This window comes from Klebsiella sp. 10982 (assembly GCF_048589245.1).
GTDB lineage: Bacteria > Pseudomonadota > Gammaproteobacteria > Enterobacterales > Enterobacteriaceae > Klebsiella > Klebsiella quasivariicola.
Map to the genome: position 1 here is coordinate 81,566 of NZ_JBMAXV010000011.1, position 21,842 is coordinate 103,407.

Consider the following 21,842-nt stretch of genomic DNA (forward strand, 5'->3'; position numbering starts at 1 on the left):
GCGTTTAAATGGCCAAGGCGCTGGCGACGGCTTTAGAGCGGATCGCCATCTCCTGTCGTTGCTTCCGGTACTGCGCAACGCTGCCAATACGTGCCGCTTCGAGAAGTTCCGAGGCCACCAGCCAGACCATTCTCGTGCGGTAATTTTCGAACTCCTTCATTTTCTCAGCTGGATCCATCGCATTGGCTACACCCATCAGGAGACGCCTTGCCTCCGCTTCCTTAACGCGCGTAAGCATACGTCTGGCTGAAGTCCTGATGGCGTGAGGGATGCGCTCTCCCGCGAGTCTGGCTTGCGTCTCTGCCAGATTTAATACGGTAGGGCAGTCGAGGATCTCCCAATATCTGGACTTCTCCATTGCACCAACTGCCTTCTCAAAGAACTCTTCGGGGATTACGTCTTTCATGATTTTCTCTAACGCAGTAAACAACTTGTTTGCTAATTATATGGGTTTGGCCACGGCGTCTAAGCTGCGCCGCAAATATGGAAAGGCTCTATTCTTATATGTTATATATGTGAATACATATCATCAAGACACAAAGACAAAAAGCCGCAACATGTGCGGCTCTTTATTTTCTGGGTAATGACCTCCACCGACTACAGCGAACTTCATCTTGCCGGTAAGAATGTCGCAAAAACTCTCTACACCCCGACTCTCCAGCGCCGTAGATAGCTGCCTTACGCTTTCGGAGATTTTGAGAGATGTACGCAGCCTGGACTTGCTTTCCGTTATCTGATCATGAACGCGCTTTAGTTCCACCTGGGCGTCCTTAATTTTCTGAGTGATCTGGTTCACTTCGCGTGAATACCACGACTCAACCGGCACATCATGCAGTGATTTGGTGACAAAGCGCTCGCCACCAGGGAGCTCGTCGCCGGCTTCGGTCACAAACACTTCCTGAACGATCGTCTCGGTCTGGTTCAGCTGACCCACGACAACCACTTTTCTACCGTCTGACAGATACTTGATTTCCATCGTCTCTATTTCCTCAGATGAGTTAATTTCTTATATATATTCTAAGTAAATGCATACATACAAACAACGAAAATAAAAAGGCGCCCAATGGACGCCTGATTGTTTTTGTCGGTCGACTACGCTTCCTCAGCCTCTTCGACTTCTTCCTTCACTCGACTCGCCTGAATACGCTTGATCGCTTTCACGACTGTCGACAAATCCTGCTTACGGTACAAATCGACAATCTGGGACTTGGTGTACTTCTTGCCGTCGATCTCGATGCGCCCGGTCGCGCTCTTAGGCAGATAGCCATTCTCCAGCATGTATTCCACCATCGACTCCATAACGTCCAGGCTGCGGGACGGATCGAAGTAGAAGTTCCACTCACATTTGCCGAATGGCGGCGCGACCTTGTTCTTCACGGCTTCGGCGGTAACACGCTGACCAACGCGATCACCACCGTCTTTCAGCTGGCCACCGCCCAACTTGATTCGGACGGAAGCGTAGAACTTCGGAGAGTCGCCACCCGGTGACGTGGTCGGATCGCCGAACATTACGCCCATTTTGGTACGAACTTGGTTCAGGAAGATGAGACAGGCGTTATATTTCTGCGCCCACTTAGCCAGCGTCGGCAGGTTAGCTGAGGTCGCTCGCGCCAGCGCCGTGTTGTCGTTCATATTCAGCTCGTCTTTCTCTTTGGCCGTGCCGTCCGCCATCTTCTCGAACTTCTCGAACTTCTGGCGCGGAACCATCGAGGCAAGCGAGTCGTAAACGATGACGATTGGCGCGTCAGCTGGAATCAACTCTCCTTTACGGATCGCTGAAAGGAGCTGGCCCGTTAAGTCGATCGCGTCTTCAAAAGTGTCTGGCTGTTTGTAGATCCACTGACCTTCGTCTTCATCCGCATTCAGACCCATACCGACAGCCATACCAACATCGAAGCTGTTCTCGTGGTCGAGGAACATTGAGACGCCACCCGCTTTCTGAGCGGCAATCATCGCTTTGGTGGCAAGGAACGTCTTACCAGCCGACGGAGGACCGAACACCTCAACGATGCGCCCGCATGGGAAGCCGCCTTCCAGATCTCCTGATACCACTTCATTCAGCGGTGGGTATCCGGTATCAATCCACTGCTCAACCTTCTGGATTTCGTCGTTTTTACCCAGCTTCTTGCCTAACGCCAATGCCAATGGACTTTTAGCCATTTTGTTCTACCCCTGTGTTTAATTGATGGACGATGTATGTCTTCGCCTTCTCTGCGTCGAATGACAGACCGCCAGATGAAAATAGTTTTGTGATTCGGGTTAATGCGGTCATCAAATGATCGACAACCATCAATTTTTCGCGGTAAGTCAGCTTCAACCCGTTGGTTTCGAGAATGCTTTTGAACCCGTTGATCGAGTACGTGCCAAACTGGTGCGCCATTTCCATAGCCAGCTTGTTCGCCGTGGTTGTCTCTCCCAAACGTACAATGGACGTAATCATGAGGAAGCCCCGCAGTAGCGCTCAAATGGCACCACAAACACCTCAAAGTCCTCTACGATGGACCGGAAATTCAGCCGATTACACAACTCTTCCAGCCCCTTAAAGTCCTGCTCGCCGCGAACGATATCCAGCTTGGCTGGGGCAAATTGCGTCTGGATGAGGTTCATCAGTTTGATGTTTCGCAGAAAAGCATCCAGCATCTTGCAGCCTGTCTTCTCATTGAACTCGTTACGAGCCAACTTGTTGACGGCTGTTTTATTACGCCCGGAGTCAATGACGATTGAGCCATCGTTGATGCCCCGAACCAGAGAGACGATTGAGCCATACTCGTGAAGCAGATCCTGCGCACCTTTCTCGCCAATGCCGCCCACCTGCTGAATGTTGTCCGACTTATCACCTTGCAGCGCTTTACCTTCAAGAAACGCTTTTGGCGTTGGGTAGCCGGTCAGCTCTGCGAACATTTCCATGTTGATGCGCTTGTGCTTGGCATCTTCACGTAAGGCGACCCACGTCGTCTTCTCGTTAACCAGCTGCTTCCAGTCAGAGTCGCCGGTAAGCAGATAGACGTTTTCGACGTTGTCGTCGTGGCGGTATTTGGCCACCAACATGCCAGCCAGGTCGTCTGCCTCGCCATCCACGGCGGTAATCTGGTTGACGCCGGCCACACGCATAATGTCTTTAATGAAAGGCTTCTGCTTGGCGAAACCTTCCTTCATCGACTTCATTTTCGCGTCTTCATCGCGATTGGATTTGTACTCCGGGTAAAATTCGCGGCGCTTATCTGAGAAACCATCCCACAGGATGACCGGTCGCGCTCTCAGGATGGACGCATAGCGACGAACGTTTTTCAGGAAGCCAAAGATGGCCTGAACTTCCATTTCACCGTTACTCAGCTTGTCAGACTCATGGTGGTAGTAACCCAACCCATTGCCGTCGACGAAGAGATAATTCATAGGCTTGCTCTCCAAATGAAACGAGCGTCCGTAGACGCCCGTTAGTTGCAGGAATGGTGGGTTACATTCCGAGCGCAGCGAGTGCCGCTAACTCATCTTCGAAACTGTCTTCCTGCGCCGGAGCTGCTTCAGCTGCCTTCGACTCCTTCACTTCTTCATAGACCGCCTCTTCAGCGCGTTCCAGCTCTTCGTTCAGGATTTCGTTATCAATGCCTTTGCCAACCGGCTCTTCTTTCGGAATATAGGTTGAGCCTTCGGACATGCCCGGCAGTGCGCCAACGGACATACCTGGCAGAGCGCCGGCACTGTCCGCTAAACCTGCTGGTGGAGCGATACCCAGAGTTGCGGATACCATGCGGGTAGTCAGCGGAATTTTCGCCGAATCGTTCTGGTTCACGAAATCCAGATAGTTAGGCTGTGCGTCAAGCTGAGCCTGGGTGATCGGAGACTTCAGTTTACGTTTAGGCGTAATTTCATACTTGGTGTCGCGACCGGTGCCGGTACGCTTGATCAGATATGCAAAACCACGCTCACGACTCAGTGGTTCACCGACTTCGTCTTCGTAGTCCTGTTCCATCAGAGCAATGATGTCATCCAATACCGTCTGAGGCAGGTCAATAAGTTTCGGACCTTCGCAGCCAGAGAAGTTTTCATTGTTCGACAGCATACCCATAACGACATAGCGCAAACCGGCTCGCACATCGTTGATCATATCTTTCATCGCTTCGTTGCCGCGATGGTAGATTTTTGCCTCTTCAACCATGTCGCAGATGGCGCAATGTTTGTTGTGGGTGTGGTGCTGACACAGGACCGCCGAATATTGAATTTTGCCATCCGGTCCAGTTTGCTTGGCATAGTGCAAACCGTATGGGTGGAAGAAGTCGCCGTTCTCCGGATCCGCTTTGTTCGGGAAGATTCGCAGATAGTTTTCACCTGCTTTCAGCTTCTCCAAATCCTGCCCACGAGTAGGACGTGCCTCTTCGAGAGCCTTCTTACTGCGGCGTAACAGTGCTTGAACTGACATGTGTAAATCCTCGATTTTCTTTTTTTATATGGCCGGCTGCGCATTAGCGTTAGTGGCGTTCTGGTCGTATTCGACACAGCTATATTAGTTATGTATTTGCATATAAGCAAGATACAAAATGCGGGAAGAATGATTAACTGCGGGGGCCAGAAAAACGCCCATCGCCCAACCTTTCCATCTCGATAATGAATGCCTTTGACGCCTGGACGATCATGTCTCTGCGGTGAGAAAACGCTGACACAGCCTGTTTATAAACATCCACCTGATACTTGCTGTCGTCATAGAGAGCGCGAGCGGTGACGTAGGAAGGGTCGCTTTTTACGCGAGAGTCCAGTGTGCTTTCGCTGATCCTGACGCCGTCAAAACCCAGCTTTGAACGGGCTTCTCGATAGATTCTCGCCTCCGTGACGTCCAGCTTTCGCTTGGCGTCGGCCATCGATCGCTCTGCTTCGGCCAGCTTGTATCCGTACTGCATCAGAAGGCGTGGTTGTTCGCGCCAGACCTCATCGAGATTGTTTTTGTCGAAGTTGAGGTCTTCCAGGATTTGTTCAATGAGAGATTTGTTCATGTGCTGCCTGTATATGTAAGTGTGTACATATATGTTATCGCAAAAAAAAGGGGCTTTCACCCCTTGTGGTCAGTAGCATTTAAGCTCGTTGCAGATCTGCGTTTTGCCGTCAGTCTTGATCATGGTGTTGCCATCAGGAAGCCGGCGGATAGAGGTGGTGTGATCACCCAAGTCGCCCGTCGTGTAGCCGTCGATGCTGCCGTCAGAATTGAGTCGCGTATTTTGCTCGATACGCTGGCCGCCAGGTCCGGTTGTCACCTGGCGAACATGGTTGCCGTCGATGTACATGCAAGATGTGTATTCACCCACGGTGGTGCATTCAGCGAACGCGGCCGCTGGAACCAGAAGCAATAAACCGACCAGAGTTTGTTTCATTTTGACTGCCTTATGAGTTATCTACCAAACAAGTAGTTTCGTTGTTTGGTAGATTTTATCTCAGTGGGGAAGGGGGTAAAGCGCTGAATTAAGGCGGATTTTGGTAGTTGCGTTAGCCTTCAATCGCGTCGCAGAGATCTTTCAAAATTTCATCCAGCTTTTCACCTTCCTCCGGGCGGAAGTGAAGGATGCCCGGTGTGAAAGCATGGAAGACGGTGAAGTCTTTGTCCGCGAAATACTCCTTGCGACCAGTCAAATCACCCATCTTGTCCTTCTCGTTAAACAGCCTTGAAGCGTAAGCTCCACACGCAAGGATGTATGTTGGGTTCATGATCTCGATTTCACGACGCATACCTTCGATAAACACTTCCTCTTCATCCTTGGTGTACTGCTCATCCTTCCCCTTTGCCCGCTTCATGACGCCGGTGACATAAAGATCGCCCATACGGAGGCCCAGAGTGTTGGCAATGCGCCCCTTGAAGTCCTCATACCCCTTATTCATGAATATGCCGCTCTTGGCATCACTGCCATTGGCGTTGTTCAGGATGATCATGACCTTTGGCTTCAGGCCGATGTATGGCGTCACCATACTCTCGCCCAGGCCCAGCTTGCTGCGCATCTCTTCCATCAGAACGGACAACTCCGCCGTCTTCCGTGGCGTCGACTCGAACACGCGACCGATCTTCACGGTGCCGGTAAAGAGACTGCCCATCAACTCCGCCTGATCCTTCTTGCGGTCTTCAGCGTCTGCCGGCGATGTGCCTGGCTGAATGGAAGCGAACGCCCCGACGCGCATCAGTCCTTCACGTATGCGAGCATTACAGGCTCGTTTCTCCACGGCCATCTCAAACTGCTCATAGGTTTCGAACTTCCCACCGACCTTCTGCCGCGCATTCACGATGGCAGCGCATCCGTTGTCCGAGCAACCTTTAACGGAAGAGAAGGGGGCGAATAACGCTATCTGGCCAGAAGGCAGCTTTCCGATTTCGATGCGTCCGCTTGAAATGTTGACGTCCGGCGGCATGACGCGAACGCCATAAGTTGCCGCGTCCTTCACTATCGCCTGGTGTTTGTCTTCGCCGAGAATGGATAGCGCGGCCGCAAAGAACTCTGCCGGATGGTGTACCTTCATGTACATGCTTTGGTAGGAGATGGTGGCATAGGCGGCGGAGTGAGATTTGTTAAATCCATAGCCGCCGAACTTCTCGAATGCGTCCCAGATCTCTTTGGCCTTCTCTTCTGACAAGCCCGGTCTTTCGGACACTATTTTTGCGACTTTCATGTGTATTTTCTCCATGTGACGCAGCAAACACCTTGTTTACTGCGCTACTAATTACATTGTTTACAGCTTTACTAATTGTATTGTTTAATGCGCGGCGTCCAACATCATAATATCGGCATCTTCGTCAATGGCCTGGTAAATGGTCCGACGCTTGCCGTCGGAGCACATATGCATCGACGTCTTCTGAACCTGGACAACCGATCCGTCGTCCATCTCGACCTCAATCCACCCTTCAGTCGCGCGTTGCACGAACTCGCCACCGATTTTGTGCATCTTCTCGACGTCCTTTTTACCAATCGCTTTCCTGATGTTGTCCGCCTCTGCGAACGTGAATCCGGCCAGAATCTGCGCGGACTTCATGATCTGCTCCTGGTAAACCAGTACGCCGTTTGTGCTTTCCGTAACGTGGTCAATCATGGGGTGAATCGACTCTGGGTTTTGATAACCGATCGCCACCTTGACGTAAGTGTCTTCCATGCCAGATTGCATTGGGCCAGGTCGATGGAGTGCGGTTACTGCGACGGTAGATTCGAAGGTTAATGGCTCGATGCCGCCGCCAATGTTCTTCAGCAATTTGCGCATGGTTCCGCCGTCCAACTGGAAGATTCCAATGGTGTGACCTTCCGCCATCTCCCCAAGCACCTTCTTGTCGTCCAGTGGGATTGCATCGAGGTCCACTTCCAGACCGGTCTGCTCTTTGACGTACTGGCGTGATAAAGCCAGCAAATCGAGCGTAGCCAGTCCCAACACGTCCAGCTTGATAAGACCCATTGCCTCGCAGTAACGCTTGTCAAACGCGATACAGCGCGAATCACCACGTCTTTCGACGGGAGTCCTTTCTGTCAGTGGAACGCCAGACACGATCACACCCGCTGCGTGTTTGCCAAACCCACGCATCAATGACTGAATTTTGGTCGCGGACTCGAACGCCTTCGGATTCGCTTTTGCATACTTGTCGAGCGCCGACAACTCTTCCCTGGCTTCTTCCAAAGACAGACCTTCGTCGTCAAACGGCTTGAGCTGCTTCGACACCGCCAAATCATCCGCGCTGACGCCAAAGATACGACCTGTATCGCGCAACGCCGACGCCATCCCCAGGTAGGTGAAGTTGGGGATGCCGGCCACATACTCTTCGCCGTAATGGGATTCCAGATATTCCAGAACTCGTGGGCGGTGGACCTGACTGAAGTCGGCATCGACGTCCGGTAAGTCGAGACGCTCCGGGTTGATGAATCGCTCAAACAGCAAGCCGTGGCGAATCGGATCGATGTTGGTAATGCCAATGGCCCACGCCACCAATGAACCCGCCGCAGAACCACGACCCGGCCCGGTCGGAATGTTGTTACTCCGCGCCCAGCTGATCAGATTCTCCACCATCAGGAAGTAACCGCAGAAACCCAACTTGATAAGCGTTTCCAGTTCGTACTTCAGGCGAGCGGTGTATGTGCTGAAGTCCTTTGTATCCGGCTTGTAGCCAAACTGGATTGTCGTTAAACGCTTACGCAAGCCGGCGATGGCCAGCTCCGTCAGCGCTTTCGCCTCGTTGTCTGCCAGCTTTGGCAGCGTGACCGGCATTGGCTTCCACCGCCACGCACATGCCTCCGTCATTTTGTCCTGATTGACCGTGACCATATCAGGATGAACCGGTACGCCCATGCGGATGGAAAACTCTTTCAGCCGGGTCAGCAAATGCTTGCGATCCTGAATGCCGTTGTCGCGCTGATACGGGAAGCGGAAGCGATAGTCCTGATCGAGTTTGATGTTGTTGATGACGAGGTGCGCGACGTCTTTCAGGTCAGCATCTTCCTCACTTTCGTAGTAAGCGGGGTACATGGCCACAGGATTCAATTTAAGCGCTTGTGCGACCTTCAGAGCGCGTGAATTGAGTTGGTCATACAATGGAGTGGAAATCGGGTAAACGACGCTGTAGAAGTTCTCTGCGCCGCCGGAGCGGACCAGCGCAGAAATGATTTTAACGAAGTCGTCGCGGTGGAAAACACTGTCGCGATCGCTGTTCATGATGATCACATTGCCGCGAGCATAGATGGCGGCCAAATGGTCGATGGACAGTCGAGGAACCATATAAATGTTTTCGCGCATATTGGCGATAGTCAGTAGCTCGCACACATCGCCATACCCTGCGTCGTTCTTCACGAGAATGGTAAAGCTATACATCCGCTTTCTCACTGGCGCTGGCGCATCCTTCTTGGCGATCCCTTCTTCACGTAAGCGATGCTCATACTCCACGTCGTCAACGAGTAGCACCCGAACGCCGGCGATCACATCGAATCCTTCAGGCGCATTCTGCTGGGCCGGGATAATGGCTGCGATATTGTTGGTATCTGCGACAATGATCGAGGTGTAACCTTTCTCCGCTGCAACGATGGGCGCTCTGTTCGCCTTAAGAGACGATTCGCCCAAAGAAAAGTCGGTGCGAATGAGTAAAGTTTTCATGTGTTTTTAGCCTTAGCGCTTTTTCTGCGCTTTCCTATGTTGTCGATGGGGAAGCCTTCAACATCCCCGAAATGTTCTTTCAGCGTCTCTTTTACCTTTTCGTGGCAAAGAGGCTTGTCTGGGCAAGCCAGACAAACCTCATTCACTTCAGACGCCACGACGTATGATCCGAAGCAGCCTTTATTCATGGATTAGGCACCGAAGATGCGCTGGGCTATTTCACGGACGACCTGGGCGCTGACGGACGGCATCTTGTTGGCGTATGCCTTGTTGATGCCAAGAGAGAGATTGCCTCGTGCCAGACCGACGATGGCTGCCAGCTTCAGCTCACGCGGACCGATTGGCTGCGATACCTTTCCTGAGATGTAAGCGGAGCGAACTTCCGTCGCGAACTTCACCAGATTCTTAGCCGAATCGAAGTCGACGCCGATATTGACCAGCATGTCGATTTCCTGCGCCGCCTTCATGTATTGGGATTCAGCCACGATGCCAAAGCGTGAGAAGTTGGCGGCGTTCTGAATGTTCGTACCTTGATACAGACCGGTTTCATCGCCTGATCCGTTGGTGTTACCAGTACCGATGAAAGCGAACTTGGCGTGTGGTTTAACGGTTCTCCACTCTGGAGTGGCCTCTTTCAGCGTCAGCGCTTCACCTTCAAGAACCGGCTGATAGATTCCGAGGATTTGTGGGTAGGCAAAGTCGTACTCATCCGCCAGATAAACCCAACCTAAGCGCATAGCCAGAGACAGAAGACCAGGCTCGAAGTAAGTGCTGCCGTTCTTCGCCAGAATCTGGCCGACGATTTGCGACTCTTCAGTCGACGCTGTATGTTGGGCGCGGATCATCGGACGATTAAGACGAGCGCAAACCTGCGAAATAATTGTGCTTTTGCCAGTACCAGCGTGGCCGAAGATGTAGCCTGGGATACCGGTTTCCAGCATCATCAGGACATCTTTCAGCAACTCGACATCACCGAAGACATAGTCCTCGCGGATCTCCGGGATAAGTTCTGGGAACGGCGTATTGACGTTTACGTTGACCATCAGCGGCTCGCCATTGCTGCGAGAGAGTGCCGACAGCTTTAACCCAAACACCCCGTGAGCTGGCACTAGCTCTGTTTTAAATTCGGCAATGGCGTAGCTGACAACCTCATCCTTCGCCGGCACTTTCCCATCTGCCTTCTTGTACGCTTCGCGGATCTTCGCCGCCGCCAGCTGGCTCATGGTTGGGGCGTCTGGATGCATCGCCTTGTACTTTTTGAACAGTTCGGCTGGCTCCAGACCAACGAGCTCCGCAGGAATGTTGTTGCAGCGACCTTTAAGAAGATGCTGGCCTATGTGGTGGCTATACTCGCCACACCACGAGCACTGAATGCACTCAGAACCTTCGTTTTCCGCAGCAACTTCTTTAACCTGATCCATGCGTATCTCCGTCGTTATTTGAGTAATGTCGTTTAGTTATATGAATTGTACTTACTCGATATAGGTAAGCAAGTAAGTACATACATATTATTAGGTTGGAAAAAGTAACGTTACTCGATCAGAGATCCCGCAATCAGTCTGATTAATTCTTTGCCAAGGTCTGGTAGGTTGTGGATAACGACCGACTTTGTGTAGAACCTTTTGGGTGCAGTGGTCTGGATGCCCACGCCATACAGGTCGATGCCAGCTTGCTCAATGTCGCCAACCGCTTTCCTCAAGTCGTTGGCGAATCCGCGACCAACTGCATGTGGTTCACCGTCGCTGAGCACAATCATTATCTTGCGGTCCTCTTTGCGATCATTGAAGTGACGCGAAAGAGAGCGAATGCTTTCACCGTCGACATTGTTGAGCAGTGGGACGCCTTTCATAACGTGGCCTAAATTACGACGAGTTTCCAGAGAGTCTGCCTTGCGATTCCATCCTTTCAGGATAGGAAGGAAAAGCGATTCAAATCGTGTGAAGGGTCTGCTGGCGGACTCGTTATGCCAACTCCCTCTTGGCATTGTGCCAGTGGTGAAGCCAGCAACGATGCAAGGAACCTTGATGGCATCCAGCGCCTTTGCCATCGTATATGCTGCCATTGCCGCCATATGGATGCGTTCGCCCGACATTGAGCCCGACATATCGACCGCCAGCTGCACACACGCATTAACCGCTCGCTTCTCGTCCTTCTGGCGGAACACGCGGTCGTCATTCATGTTGAGGCGATACAGGCTCGGCCCATGAACCTTCCCTTTCTTTTGGCCGGGGATAAACATGGTCCTGTTTTTGGATGCTATGGCGCGCTCCAGGTCTTTGGCTATCGCTGCGGCGGTATCATCACCTGTGTCCATTTTTTTGCCGATCCGAGAAAAGGTACGAAGACATCTCTCGTCGTCCTCAATTTTATAGCCTTCAACGCCATATGGCGCCCCGTAGAGACGGCTGTTCTCTGGGTCTCCAAATACTTTTCGTATAAAGGCGTCTGCGTCTTCCAGAGGTCCCATATAGTCGTTAGTGCGCTCAAAAGGGCGGTAGCTTTTGTCTTCAGTGGACATCTCTTCCTCAATGCCCATGATTTCATTCAGCGCCTTTTCGATAGACAGATCATCACCATCGCTGCCTTCAGCTTTCATAAGAGCGTCGATGAGAGACGGCAGATCATCCTCTCCGGTCTCGTCTTCGGCTTCGCCAACCTCTTCGTCTTCGGCTTCGCCAGCCTCTTCGTCGCCCTCATCAGCATCTTCAACTTCTTCGTCTGACTGATCTTCCTCGGCTTCTCCCTCCGACTCTTCAGGCTTTTCTTCCTCCGATTCTTCAGGTTTGTCTTTCGCCTCGGACTTCTCTTTTTCTGGTTCGTCTTTCTTTTTCAGATCCGAAAACTCATTGAGCCACTTGGTGATTTTTCCGGCGAGCGCCAGCGAATCGAGACTCTTATCCAGGTTCTCAACGTCAGCGCGAATACCTTTGCCTTCAAGGAAAGCGCAGACTTCGCCTACATGCTTTCCGTGCTCTTCCATGAAGGAGATGAAGTCCAACTGGCCGCCCCACGAACGTAGCGCTGGCACAAGAAAGAAATTACGGAACAGCTGGACCTCATCTGCACTCTGGGCCAGAGCATCGCGTAAGCGAGGCGTGAAAACGTCTTCAATGACGTGACGACGGGTGGCGATGAGGTTGGCGTTGGAACCGGCAAACAGCTTCGACATCTTCTTTTCAATGAAGACGTCCTCTACCGCATTCAGGATGAAAAACGCCTTAATCTTCTTCCCGCCAGTGGCTGCCGTGATGGCCTTGTTGTCGGTGAAAAGTATGTGCGCGACTTCATGATCGACAAACCCACGAATCGCCTCCATGAACTTCTCGCTTGCGTCATCCGGTATGGATGGGATGCAGATTTCGACGGGCTCGTCGTTGTGATATCGAACATAGGCTTTTCGCCCACGCTCAATGACAGGCAAGTCTTTACCAGCAAGGATGGTTGTTACTTTCTTAATTGCGTCACGGAAAACGGATACTTGCTGCGCGGTTGCCATATCTAATGCCTCTGTAAGTGTTTACTTATAAACTAAGTATAAACATCTTAAAGAGGCACTCAATAATCAAATTAAGGGGGCGTACTAAACGAAGCGGTAGATGATGGCCAGGGTGCTGTTGATGGGGTGCTGTATGACCGCGAACTGCTTGTCGCCGGACGTCAAAATGGAGGCCAGAAGATCCTGACACTGATCGTTGATAGGTGTGAATGGATAATCGACGCTCAATGTCGCAGCCATCTCCCGCGAAAGGACAAGGGAGGCTGTAACATTCAAATTTTCCAGCGAACTGATTGTATCTTGCATATTGAGAAAACCTTATCCCTGTAAGTCATACTACTATCAAAAACATAAGCGTGAATATACTCTTCAATTACAATAAAAGGAATATTCTTAAGTTAATAAATTCACATTTTTGTCATAATTCTACCAATTTGTAAAATATTGTTACTGGACTTGATGGCTGTCAAGTTAAAAAAACCTACATAAACAAGTAGTTATTGAGGCGGTGACCTGAACTTGTTTTTATGCTGTGTATCTGTATATTTATCTATGCTATATTGTATGTACTTACTTAGATAAGATATTCTCGTAGAACAACAAACAAGCAGCAAACTTCAAATATCATCGAAAAGGTGAATTAAATGACAGTAGATATCGGCAAATACCGCCCCCTCATGGATGCGGCCATAATCGACTCTGGGAAAACACAAGGTCAAATAGCGACTGAAGTAGGGTTCCCCAACGTGAACACCCTCTCAATTATCAAGGCCGGGAAAACACATCTATCATTCGACCGCGTCCTTCCATTTGCCTATGCAACTGGAATCAACGGCCACAAATTTATGATGATGGTTCTGGAAGAACGCGAGCCTGCCATTTTCAACCACTTCGCCACCCGTGAAGAGAAGATGATGAAGAAGTTCGAAGCAGACCTCGACGCACTCCGTAAAGAAAACGAACTTCTGAAGAAATCCAAAGAAGAGTTGACGGCGGAGATAGAGCGTCTGAAATCTACCCTTTAATGCAACCTCTTAAAAAGGTTGAATATTTCAACATAGCTTCGGCCATTTCATCCAAGTAGTCGTGCTTGTTGTATACGTTATCCAGACCTTCTGGCGAGTGATTCATAATTTGTCGTGCTACCTCTTGAGAAATCTTAAGGCGCGAAAACGCACTTCTGGCGGTGCGCCTTAAGTCTCGAATCTCAAAGGGTTCATTAAATCCACTGTAGGACAATCCCTGTATCCGACGTGATGCCTGAGAAATCAGCACTTTGGATACCGGATTGCCCTCCCTTCTTTTTGACGGAACCAGCCACTCGCTGTTACCTCCGGCCAAAAACAATGACTCAATACACTCCCTCATAATTGGACTTATGGGGAGTGTGTGTCGTCTTGCGGACTTGTTGCGCGTACCCTGATTCCATACATCTCTATCAAGATCGAACTCACTGCGCCTGGCCCTTAGCACCTCATCCGGCCTTCTGGCTGAGCAGAGAATGAGGCGGGCGGCCCACTTGGTGCAGTCGTCAACGTCGGCCAAATCCCACATCGTCCAGAACAGGTTTATCTCTTCGTCGCTCAAGATCCGCTCTCTCGGCTTCATGCGAACGCCGCCGGCAACCTTATTTAGCGAGATGGAAGCCAGGGGAGATGTGTCGATGTGGCCCTGGAACTCGCACCAGCTAAGGAACTGTTTCATAACAGAAAAGACGCGTCGGCTCTGGACAATCTTGCCGTCCAGCACCAGGCCATTGATGATTTTGTTAATGTCGGATCGCTTTATGGCGGTAATTTGTTTTGACTGCAACATCGGCATGATGTGAATCAGGACACAGTGTACCGCTATCTCCGGCCGGCGCCGGGTGACGAGAAGTGAAAGCCTGGTGAAAATGCGGAAGCCCATCTCAAATGTCATTTCGTCCGGGGCGTCCAGCAGCTGCTTGCCGGACATCGCCCGACACTGTTCCAGATAGGCGACTGTCTCAACTGAACTGTTTTCGATGGCTTTTTGGTGATCGAGATCGAGGCTCATAACGCTCCCTGATAGGAAATGGGCGGCAGGATGATGCCAAATATAGCTTCATTTTACCTTTGATTCCATACTATATAAGTATGGAATCAAAGAGGTGGGTTATGGTGGATTCTGGCAGGCTTCCGCCTACCATTTATCAAATCCAAATTCGTCTTTTTCGCGCAACAAAGGCTCTCCCCGATACCGGTGTCCTTTCAGTGACGTTCGACGAGTCGGAACTTCGTCAAAGTCGACTGCCGTATCAAAGAAGTGATTCGCTTCCTCCGGGTCCGCGAAGCACCAGCGATAGCGGAAGGGGGAAAGCTCATCGATGTCCATGCAAACTGACGTGGTGAACATCAACTTCATCGTGCCGATCCAACTTCCATCCTCCAGCTGTCTGACGCGCATAAAGTTGTTTTGCAAAAGGAAGTCGCGCATTTCTTCGGTGGTCATGTTCTGCCTTATGCCCAGAGCGGGTTTATTTTCCCGTTCTCTATTCGTCATTAAGTCTCTTTTTCAACTCATTGTAAATTTCATCACGGCGGTCCACCGCAACGACAGTTACTACGACGGTGACGGTGCCGGACTCGTCATTTTTTACCGTATAGGCCAAACGATAGCCGTCGTTCTTCAGCTTAATCTTGTAGCAATTATGCTGAAGAGAGAGCCTATTTTTCGGCATCGTCAGCGAATCCAGTGACTCCAGACGCTTAGCCAAAACCTTCTTGAACTTATCCCTTATGGGTGTGGATAGCGACTTCCACTCGGCCAGAGCAAGCCTTTTGAACGTCAGCTTTGTTGTAAAATTGTCGCCCATTAAAGCTGATCCAGGGTGACTTCCACCTCATCATCATCCAGTCGAGACATAGCCTTATCCAGAAGGAGCTGGTCGCCAATCTGGTCCATCATGAGGGCAAACAGAGCAGGTGGGACGCAGTAAAAGGCCGGCTTGTTGTGGCTCAGGACAGCGACAGGCTCGCCATGCGACTCACTCATTGCGGCGGACGGGTTCTTCTTGAACTCGCTAATAGACGATGTGCGTTTGGCCAGTACCGTTTCAGTGAACATAAAACCTCCGATTAACTCTAAATTTAGAGCTAATTTAATCTCTTTTTGCGTTCGTGTCTACAAATTGAGGAAGGCGGTGCGGGGAGAAGAAGGCCCGGTTAGACCGGGCCTTTGTTACTTAAAGCGTTGTGGCGAGTGCGGCCAGTTCCGTATACCCGCCGATGGCGACCCCATCGACAAGGATCTGCGGGACGGTTCGGACCGGTCGGCCCAAAATAATACTGAGTGTCGCCGCGTCGAACCCCTCTTCGACGATGTTGAAGTAGGTGTACGAATCCGCGCAACCACGTTCGATAAGCTGTTTGGAGAGCTCAACCGCACGTTTGCAGTATGAACAGTCTTCTTTACCGTAGATGGTAATTTTCATGCGTTTTCCTAACAAGATAATGATAAGAGAGTTTGATCAAGTGCCGAGCCACGAAGCTGCTCCAGGCCACCACGAGGGACTGGACCTGTAGGCGGCACGGACGACGTCACCTTTTTAAACACGGTTTGCAGGTGCTCTTTAATGCTGTCCCACTGCGCGTCAGTCGGTTGCTGGCCATTGAGCTCGACGAACCCTTGTAACCAATATGCAAATTGTTCTGGAGTCATCTCAGCCTCAGAAAGTTGTTGGTTTTGCGATGCTGCGGATCACAGACATAAAGCCTTTTTGCAGGTCGGTTTTACCGATGGCAAGCCAGCGTTTGTCCGGTACTTCATCGCCAGTTTTGGCGAACTCGGCACGTTCAAGCTTCTCGATAAACTCGCCAACCTTCTGGGATAGCGATTTGCCTTCGTTCATCAGCGCGATTTCCTCAGCCGACAGATCACGATAGCCTTTGATTTTGGTGTGCTGGTCTTTCATTTAGCGACCTCCACAATCACCCAATCCTCAGCCAGCATATCGGTCTGGCTGGCCAGCCAGGGAACAAACTTATTGTCCGCTGTTTTCATGCCGATCCAGGGCGCCAGCTCCAGATCACGAGCAATGCCGCAAGCGACGTCGTACTGTTTGCCTGACACCATGCGCAAGAACATACCTTTGCCGTTCCAGCCTTTGCGAGCGACGCGATGGCCGTCTTTCAGCATCTCGATCGCAATACCAAAAGATGCACCGACTTTGGCGGCATGGATAGCGGTGTCGACCGGCAAATAACCTGATTCAAATGGGCCTTGTGGTGAGTAGGACTCATACCCATCTTCGTAACGAACGTAATACCCGCCAACTTGCGGCTGATGCTTGTCGATGTAACTCTGTTCTACTTCAACTTTGGTAACGTGGCCCAATTCAGAGCGTGTTACACGATTGCAGAAGGATAACAGCATTACCTGACCGTGGATTCTCGCAATCTTGGCCGCCTCCACAACTTTAATGCTTTGATATTTCGGCAATACGACTCTGGACATCTTGTGTTTCCTTACTGGTAGGCGTCTAGTGCAACTTTACAGAGGTCAGAGCGGACGCAATCTTCTAACGAGAACTCGACCATCCCCACATCACGGCTGGGTTTGAAGCGGCGAAGAGCATCGTCCAGACCGGACTCAACCTCCAACGGAAGGTCGCACTGCGTCACATCGCCGTTCACAATGACGGTGACATTCTCGCCCATGCGGGTCAGGAACATTTTCATCTGTGACGGTGTAACGTTTTGCGCTTCATCCAGAATGACCACAGCGTTCTCAAACGTCCGGCCACGCATATAAGCGAACGGGGCGATCTCTACTTTGGCGACTTCTGGCTTGAGACAGTATTCGAGGAAGGACGCGCCCAGACGCTTCTGGAGAACGTCATAGACGGGTCGGAAGTAGGGAGCAAACTTCTCACCCACATCGCCCGGAAGGAAACCCAAATCTTCTTCAGCTTGCAGTACGGGGCGGGTAACAATAATGCGCTGGACGTCTTTCGCAAGCAGACGGTCCGCAGCATACGCGGTGGCCAGGAACGTTTTGCCGCAGCCGGCTTCGCCGGTGGCGATGATTAGCGACTTGGCTTGAATGTTGGCCAGGTAATGACCCTGAGCCTCATTGCGTGCTTCAATGGGTGTATTGTCCCGCTTGGAGCGCGGGGTCTGGACGTCTGCCAGATCATCGACAATGATGTAATCAGCGCGACGACCGCGTAATGCGTGATCCCCTTTCCCTGCTTTGCGAGCCTTCTTACGTGGTAAACCCATTTTAAAATCCCTTTAATTGATGAGTGACATCTGGAATATACCGCTATCACATATGTATGTCATTACATATATTCGTGTTTTAAATAATGGCTAACACGTCACTTACCGTCTCACGCCCGGAATCTGAGCATGAAATGGAGCGACGAGCGGATAACCGGCGCTGCGTGAATCCGTTGTTGTGGTACAGCTCCAGAATCTTTGGCGCTCCGCTATTGGTTATCATCACACGCGCCCCACGCTCCGTGGCCGCGATCAGCAGACGAGTCAGACGCTCTTGGTCCGCGAAGCTGAACGTCGCCCCTGAGTACGCTGTGAAGCCATTTTTATCTGGCATGGGTTCGTATGGCGGATCGCAGAACACAACGTCACCATCCCCCGCTTCCTCTATGACACTGTCGAAGTCGCCACAGACAAACGCCAGTTCTCGCAAGCCAGCCATTTGGATCAACGCAAGCATCTCTGCCTCTGGGAAATGTGGCGCTTTGTATTTCCCATACCCGACATTAAACGCACCAGCCTGATTGTAGCGGACCAGCCCGTTGAAACAGTGCCGGTTGAGATACAGGAAGTAGGCTGCTTGCATATCCGGCGCAGAATCTCGCGCTCTAAATTTCTCACGGATGTCGTAATACTCGCCTTCACTGTTTTTTGAAAACAGTTCTCTCGCCATTTTGTGTATTTGCATTTACTTGATCCCCCATTCGCAATTTAGTTGGACACTTGTTCGCAAATTACTTGATCACCTACAGCACAATTATTCAATATGGTTTCCCATTGCAGAGAGAAGCCCTGAGAACAAAATCAGGAGGCCGAAGCCTCCTGTGTGATATCAGACGCTTCCGCCGACACCTTTGAACTTATCGATAAAGGCGGACACCTTCTGAAAAACGGTTTTTTTCTTGGTTTTGTATTGCGGGTTTAGCGGACTGAGTTTTGGCAACGTTTCATTCAGTGCTGTGCCGTTCTCCGTGGCGTATTCGCGCTTGAGAGAGTTTCTGATATAGCGCCGGGCAGCCTCCTCATTCAGGTTCTCCTCTTTGATGAGAGCCTCGGCTTCGCGCTGCTGAGCCTGTTGTGCAAAGGTATAGAAAGCTTCAATGACGCCCTCTTTACCCGGTATGTTATCGAGACTGGTCTGCTCGATAAAATCAACCATCAGCCCCTCTTTCGCACGGTTCCCCAGACTGGCGCGGATTAAGCGTTTAACTTCCTCTTTCAGGGTCTCTTTATCCGTACTCTTTTGATGATGCTCGTAAATCAGCCCCAGAATGTAATCGAGGTTAATCTCCTGAGACTTCAGCAAATCCACCTCAAAGACCACATCATCCCAGTCAACGGTGTTTTTGTCTTTGGTGTTTGCATCACGCTCACGGCGCTGCCACTCACGGATATCGTTGTAGCTGGAGCGATAGTCCTGAATTTTACGCTCAGCGGGTAAGCGTACAGTCTGGAGCACAGCGAAAGCCTCATCATCCAGATAGTGCCCGGCTTTAAACGCCTCCACGGCTACCGGGTCACTGAGGTCAACAGTTTGCAGCGCTTTCAGCGTGGTAAACTCATCGTAGTTTTGCAGTATGTTCTCTACCCGAAGATATTCCCCGAACAGCTTAACGAAGGCTTTTTTCTCTTTTTCGGACTCAATGTCTGCGGGTTTCGGGAAACGCGTCTCCAGCTCGCTCACGATATCTGTGAAGCCACGTCGCGCCTCTCCGGTAAGCGTGTCCGTGAAGCCTTCCATGTACTCGTCATAACTTTTTTCCATCACCACGCTTCGGGTATTGCTCTTCCCGAACAGGGTAATGGCATCCACTGTGGCCTGTTCTAAATCACGGAAGGTGACAATATTCCCGAAGGTTTTGGTGGCGTTATAAATCCGGTTAGTGCGGGAGAATGCCTGCATCAGGCCGTGGTAGCGCAGGTTCTTGTCCACAAACAGGGTATTGAGTGTCGGGGCATCAAATCCGGTCAGAAACATCCCGACCACAATCAGCAGGTCTACTTCCTGCTTTTTGACGCGCTCAGAGAGGTCACGATAGTAGTTCTGGAAGTTGTTGCCATCAGTACTATGGTTAACCTTAAACATGGCATTGTAGTCACCGATAGCCGATTCCAGAAACTCCCGCGCACTGCTGTTCATCGCCGTGACATCAAACCCTTCATCATTGATATCACCGACCGCGTCCTGCTCTTCATTGGCGGCAAAGGAGAAGATGGTCGCCACCTTCAGAGGCTTGTAGTTCTTATCCTGTTCAACAGCCGACTGCTGTATGATCCTGAACGCTTCATAGTAGGCTTTGGCTGCATCCACACTGCTGACGGCAAACATGGCATTGAAGCCTGTAGCACCAGAGAATGCCCGGTGTGTTTTTTGACGGAAATTCTTCAGGATGTAATGCGTGACTTCGCTAATCCGCATCGGATGCAGCAAAGCGTGTTTATTCTCGGCGGCGCTGAGTTTCTTTTCGTCTGTTTCCGTTTCCAGCTCTTTGAACTGCGGGCGAACGTCGTTGTAATCGACTTTAAACTTGAGCACCTTTTCATCACGAATAGCATCGGTGATGATGTAAGAGTGTAGTTCTGCCCCGAATACGCTGGCGGTGTCTTCATCCCCTAAGGCATTTTTACCGACAAATATCGGCGTACCGGTAAAGCCAAACTGATAGAAACGTTTGAATTTCTTTTTCAGGTTCTTCTGGGCTTCACCGAACTGACTGCGGTGACACTCATCGAAGATAAAGACCACCTGTTGCTGATAGACCGGTAAATCTGCTTCACCTTTCATCAGGTTGTTCAGCTTCTGGATAGTGGTGACAATGATTTTGTTGTCATCTTTCTCCAGATTACGCTTCAGTCCAGCGGTGCTGTCAGAGCCGTTGACGCTGTCAGGCGAGAAACGCTGGTACTCCTTCATGGTCTGGTAATCAAGGTCTTTACGGTCAACCACAAAGAAGACTTTATCAATGAAATCCAGTTCAGTTGCCAGCCTTGCGGCTTTAAAGCTGGTTAAGGTTTTACCACTACCTGTGGTGTGCCAGATGAAACCGCCCCCCTCTCTGGAGCTCCATTTTTTTGCCTGATAAGCCCCGTTGATTTTCCACAAAATCCGCTCCGTCGCTGCTATCTGGTAGGGACGCATAATCAGCAGATTGTTGCTGACATCAAACACGGTGTAGTTGAACAGAACATTGAGTAAGGTGTGTTTCTGGAAGAAGGTGGCGGTAAAGTCTTTAAGGTCTTTAATCAGGGTGTTATCAGACCGTGCCCAGTTCATGGTGAAATCAAAGCTGTTTTTATCCCGCTTTGTGGTATTGGCAAAGTAACGGGTATCGGTTCCGTTTGAAATCACGAAGAGCTGCAAATATTTGAACAGGGAGTTCTCGGTATTAAAGCTCTCTTTGCTGTAGCGGTGTATCTGATTGAAGGCTTCCCGAATCGCTACGCCCCGCTTTTTCAGTTCGATTTGCACCAGAGGTAAGCCGTTAACCAGCACCGTGACATCATAGCGATTGGCATGACTACCAGTTTGTTCAAACTGCTGTATAACCTGTACCTTGTTACGGACAAGGCTTTTCTTGTCAATCAGGTAGATGTTTTCCAGTCGTCCGTCATCGAAGGTAAAGTCACAGATGTAATCGGTGTGAATTTTACGGGTCTTATCGACTATCGTATCGCTAGGATTATCCAGATACTGTTCGGTAAAACGCCGCCATTCCCCTTCGTTAAACACCACCTGATTCAGTGTCTGAAGTTGCACCCTGACATTCGCCAGCATCGCCGACTGGGAGGTTAAATCAGGCACAAACTCATAGCCCTGATTACGTAAATCCTGAATCAGTTCACGCTCTAACTCCGCTTCACTCTGGTAGCGCTCACCGGCTTCCCATTCTGTGACGTATTTATCCAGCACGATGAAGTTATTGGATTCGGCGATGGTTCTGGTCTGCTGTGTCATGCTACTCCCTGCTGTCGTTATACTGCGAAGGATGAAACGGTGATGTCATTACGGC

The 21,842-nt window shown here is 50.7% G+C and carries 23 protein-coding genes and 1 pseudogene; 1 reads left to right on the forward strand and 23 read right to left on the reverse strand.

Annotated elements, in window-relative coordinates:
- Positions 1-4 precede the first annotated feature (4 nt).
- The 13 genes and pseudogenes from ACKLKD_RS11675 to ACKLKD_RS11735 form a co-directional block, all read right to left on the reverse strand.
- Positions 5-406, reverse strand: coding sequence for a hypothetical protein (locus ACKLKD_RS11675; protein WP_064186072.1), 402 nt, complete (start codon positions 404-406; stop codon positions 5-7).
- A gap of 123 nt (positions 407-529) precedes the next feature.
- Positions 530-976: a hypothetical protein gene (locus ACKLKD_RS11680; RefSeq protein WP_053093558.1), complete on the reverse strand. Its 447-nt coding sequence runs from the start codon at positions 974-976 to the stop codon at positions 530-532.
- A gap of 116 nt (positions 977-1,092) precedes the next feature.
- Positions 1,093-2,160 carry a recombinase RecA gene (locus ACKLKD_RS11685; RefSeq protein ID WP_087804790.1) on the reverse strand — a complete coding sequence of 356 codons (1,068 nt, stop codon included), beginning with the start codon at positions 2,158-2,160 and terminating at the stop codon, positions 1,093-1,095.
- Positions 2,153-2,440 (reverse strand): hypothetical protein, encoded by a 288-nt coding sequence (locus ACKLKD_RS11690; protein WP_049140190.1) that lies wholly within the window; start codon positions 2,438-2,440, stop codon positions 2,153-2,155. Before ACKLKD_RS11690 ends, ACKLKD_RS11685 begins: the two co-directional genes overlap by 8 nt.
- Entirely contained in the window at positions 2,437-3,393 is a 957-nt protein-coding gene (locus tag ACKLKD_RS11695; protein ID WP_087804788.1) for a 5'-3' exonuclease H3TH domain-containing protein, read from the reverse strand. The genes ACKLKD_RS11690 and ACKLKD_RS11695 overlap by 4 nt, the downstream gene beginning before the upstream one ends.
- A gap of 61 nt (positions 3,394-3,454) precedes the next feature.
- Complete coding sequence (locus ACKLKD_RS11700; RefSeq protein ID WP_132312483.1) at positions 3,455-4,417, reverse strand: regulator; 963 nt, start codon at positions 4,415-4,417, stop codon at positions 3,455-3,457.
- Positions 4,418-4,550: 133 nt separating this feature from the next.
- A complete protein-coding gene (locus tag ACKLKD_RS11705; RefSeq protein WP_064186069.1) occupies positions 4,551-4,985 on the reverse strand; it encodes a hypothetical protein in 435 nt (144 codons plus the stop codon).
- Positions 4,986-5,054: 69 nt separating this feature from the next.
- Positions 5,055-5,360 carry a hypothetical protein gene (locus ACKLKD_RS11710; protein ID WP_087804785.1) on the reverse strand — a complete coding sequence of 102 codons (306 nt, stop codon included), beginning with the start codon at positions 5,358-5,360 and terminating at the stop codon, positions 5,055-5,057.
- Between the two features lie 112 nt (positions 5,361-5,472).
- On the reverse strand, positions 5,473-6,642 hold the full coding sequence (locus tag ACKLKD_RS11715; RefSeq protein ID WP_087804783.1) for a uracil-DNA glycosylase: 1,170 nt from the start codon (positions 6,640-6,642) through the stop codon (positions 5,473-5,475).
- 123 nt (positions 6,643-6,765) lie between these two features.
- A pseudogene (gene dnaE, locus ACKLKD_RS11720) lies at positions 6,766-9,096 on the reverse strand (DNA polymerase III subunit alpha); the annotation flags it as partial.
- A gap of 191 nt (positions 9,097-9,287) precedes the next feature.
- A complete protein-coding gene (locus ACKLKD_RS11725; RefSeq protein ID WP_087804780.1) occupies positions 9,288-10,517 on the reverse strand; it encodes an AAA family ATPase in 1,230 nt (409 codons plus the stop codon).
- 110 nt (positions 10,518-10,627) lie between these two features.
- Positions 10,628-12,592, reverse strand: coding sequence for a cobaltochelatase CobT-related protein (locus ACKLKD_RS11730; protein WP_087804778.1), 1,965 nt, complete (start codon positions 12,590-12,592; stop codon positions 10,628-10,630).
- Between the two features lie 84 nt (positions 12,593-12,676).
- On the reverse strand, positions 12,677-12,898 hold the full coding sequence (locus ACKLKD_RS11735; RefSeq protein ID WP_087804776.1) for a hypothetical protein: 222 nt from the start codon (positions 12,896-12,898) through the stop codon (positions 12,677-12,679).
- 338 nt (positions 12,899-13,236) lie between these two features.
- Here ACKLKD_RS11735 and ACKLKD_RS11740 point away from each other — a divergent pair, with 338 nt between their 5' ends.
- The gene (locus tag ACKLKD_RS11740) at positions 13,237-13,617 is read left to right on the forward strand and encodes a hypothetical protein (protein WP_087804774.1); all 381 of its coding nucleotides are present in this window, start codon (positions 13,237-13,239) and stop codon (positions 13,615-13,617) included.
- Here the strand turns inward: ACKLKD_RS11740 and ACKLKD_RS11745 are convergent.
- From ACKLKD_RS11745 to ACKLKD_RS11790, 10 genes are all read right to left on the reverse strand, one after another.
- Positions 13,607-14,629 carry a tyrosine-type recombinase/integrase gene (locus tag ACKLKD_RS11745; RefSeq protein ID WP_087804772.1) on the reverse strand — a complete coding sequence of 341 codons (1,023 nt, stop codon included), beginning with the start codon at positions 14,627-14,629 and terminating at the stop codon, positions 13,607-13,609. The two genes, ACKLKD_RS11740 and ACKLKD_RS11745, sit on opposite strands and share 11 nt — an antisense overlap.
- Positions 14,630-14,755: 126 nt before the next feature.
- Positions 14,756-15,115: a hypothetical protein gene (locus tag ACKLKD_RS11750; protein WP_087804770.1), complete on the reverse strand. Its 360-nt coding sequence runs from the start codon at positions 15,113-15,115 to the stop codon at positions 14,756-14,758.
- Positions 15,105-15,428: a type II toxin-antitoxin system RelE family toxin gene (locus tag ACKLKD_RS11755; protein WP_087804768.1), complete on the reverse strand. Its 324-nt coding sequence runs from the start codon at positions 15,426-15,428 to the stop codon at positions 15,105-15,107. Before ACKLKD_RS11755 ends, ACKLKD_RS11750 begins: the two co-directional genes overlap by 11 nt.
- Positions 15,428-15,679: a type II toxin-antitoxin system Phd/YefM family antitoxin gene (locus ACKLKD_RS11760; protein WP_049140176.1), complete on the reverse strand. Its 252-nt coding sequence runs from the start codon at positions 15,677-15,679 to the stop codon at positions 15,428-15,430. Before ACKLKD_RS11760 ends, ACKLKD_RS11755 begins: the two co-directional genes overlap by 1 nt.
- Before the next feature lie 118 nt (positions 15,680-15,797).
- Entirely contained in the window at positions 15,798-16,046 is a 249-nt protein-coding gene (locus ACKLKD_RS11765) for a glutaredoxin domain-containing protein (protein WP_087804766.1), read from the reverse strand.
- A 234-nt stretch (positions 16,047-16,280) separates the two neighbouring features.
- Positions 16,281-16,526 carry a DUF7681 family protein gene (locus ACKLKD_RS11770; protein ID WP_087804764.1) on the reverse strand — a complete coding sequence of 82 codons (246 nt, stop codon included), beginning with the start codon at positions 16,524-16,526 and terminating at the stop codon, positions 16,281-16,283.
- Positions 16,523-17,068, reverse strand: a complete 546-nt coding sequence (locus ACKLKD_RS11775) for a DUF2829 domain-containing protein (RefSeq protein WP_420061972.1) — start codon at positions 17,066-17,068, stop codon at positions 16,523-16,525. The genes ACKLKD_RS11770 and ACKLKD_RS11775 overlap by 4 nt, the downstream gene beginning before the upstream one ends.
- 11 nt (positions 17,069-17,079) lie before the next feature.
- Complete coding sequence (gene phoH / locus ACKLKD_RS11780; protein WP_087804762.1) at positions 17,080-17,835, reverse strand: phosphate starvation-inducible protein PhoH; 756 nt, start codon at positions 17,833-17,835, stop codon at positions 17,080-17,082.
- Between the two features lie 79 nt (positions 17,836-17,914).
- On the reverse strand, positions 17,915-18,520 hold the full coding sequence (locus ACKLKD_RS11785; protein ID WP_053093556.1) for a DNA adenine methylase: 606 nt from the start codon (positions 18,518-18,520) through the stop codon (positions 17,915-17,917).
- Between the two features lie 144 nt (positions 18,521-18,664).
- Entirely contained in the window at positions 18,665-21,787 is a 3,123-nt protein-coding gene (locus ACKLKD_RS11790) for an HsdR family type I site-specific deoxyribonuclease (RefSeq protein WP_087804760.1), read from the reverse strand.
- Positions 21,788-21,842 lie beyond the last annotated feature (55 nt).